Origin of the sequence: Mesorhizobium sp. M7A.F.Ca.MR.362.00.0.0, from assembly GCF_004023175.1 — a bacterium.
Taxonomy (GTDB): domain Bacteria; phylum Pseudomonadota; class Alphaproteobacteria; order Rhizobiales; family Rhizobiaceae; genus Mesorhizobium.
Window position 1 is genome coordinate 1 of sequence record NZ_RZTF01000543.1, and the last position, 1,177, is coordinate 1,177.

Here is a 1,177-nt window from a genome sequence, read left to right on the forward strand (position 1 = left end):
TTCCCAGGGCCGCGCGATAGCAGTCGTCGAAGAAATCGCCGACCAGCCTGATCTCGATGAAATCGCCGCCGAACAGCTTGGTCTTGTCGATCTTCTGCTGCGGCGTCGTCACCGGCATGAACACGACGCCTCGCCTGCCGAAATGGCGGCAGACGAAAGCAAAACCCTGCGCGTGGTTGCCGGCGGACGCGCAGACGAACAGTTCAGCCTCGTTGCCGGCCGCCAGTGTCTTGCGGAAGAAATTGAAGGCGCCGCGGATCTTGTAGGAGCGGACCGGCGACAGGTCCTCGCGCTTCAACAGCACCCGCGCACCGGTCTTTTTCGACAGATAATCGTTTTCCTGCAGCGGCGTTTCAGGGAAGATCTGGCGGATCGCGGCGGCAGCGGCAGCAACGCGGGAAGAGAAACTGTTCATCGGAAACCACCCTTGGGAAAGCCACCTTGTGTTGCACGCTGTCCGCCGACCTCTATCTTTGATCGGGTCGCGCACGTCCAACTGTTGAGCGCCAGGACCAGGTGCGGCGCGAGTTCGCCTATTGCATATCCGGCAACGCGGCGCCATCGTCCATCATTCACGTCCTTCCAAGCGGAAACTTTGCGAAATATTTTCAGTTACTTGTGGGTACATTCTCATGCCCCTGGCATCAGGCGGCTTAAAATCGCTATCTCTGCGGGAATTGGAAGGCCGGCGGCGACGCCGCCATTTTGGCTTTCGCGCAACACTGCGATGGCCGCAGCGGGGCGCCGATCACATTTCGACTGGACATGACTTAGTTCTGCCGCACTCTGCCTGTCCGGGAGGTATCGTGAGGATAGACAGGCCTTTCGGCCGGAGTTGGAAATTCAGGCGTGCCTTTGAAGAAGATTTTTACCGTTCTCCTGGCCTTGTTCGTCGCCGGCTGCGCCGGCCAGCAAACACAGGAATTGCTGGGCAGCGCCATGGTGTCCGCGCCGGTGACGGAGATCGCCGGCAACCACTCGATCTTCATCGCCACGACGCGCAAGAAGTCCGACGATCCCAACAAGGTTTTCGACGGCGAACGCTCGGCGACGCTGAACTATGCCCGCGTCAACGTCACCGTTCCGGGGCTTCACAAGACCGGCCAGATCGAGCGCCGCTCGCGCGGCAAGTCGGATGACCCGGCCAAATATTTCATGGCTTCCGAGGTCGTCGGCT

At 60.2% G+C, this 1,177-nt stretch carries 1 protein-coding gene and 1 pseudogene (1 of these 2 cut by a window edge); one reads left to right on the forward strand and one right to left on the reverse strand.

The genetic code is table 11. The features are described 5' to 3' along the window. Window positions 1-415 (reverse strand): pyridoxal-phosphate dependent enzyme (locus EOC06_RS34790; RefSeq protein ID WP_128309940.1); only part of this gene is annotated, 415 nt, incomplete at its 3' end. 434 nt (window positions 416-849) lie between these two features. On the opposite strand from EOC06_RS34790, the pseudogene EOC06_RS34795 reads away from it, so the two are divergent. Next, window positions 850-1,177 (forward strand): annotated as a pseudogene (locus EOC06_RS34795) (alpha/beta hydrolase) (it continues 764 nt past the right edge of the window).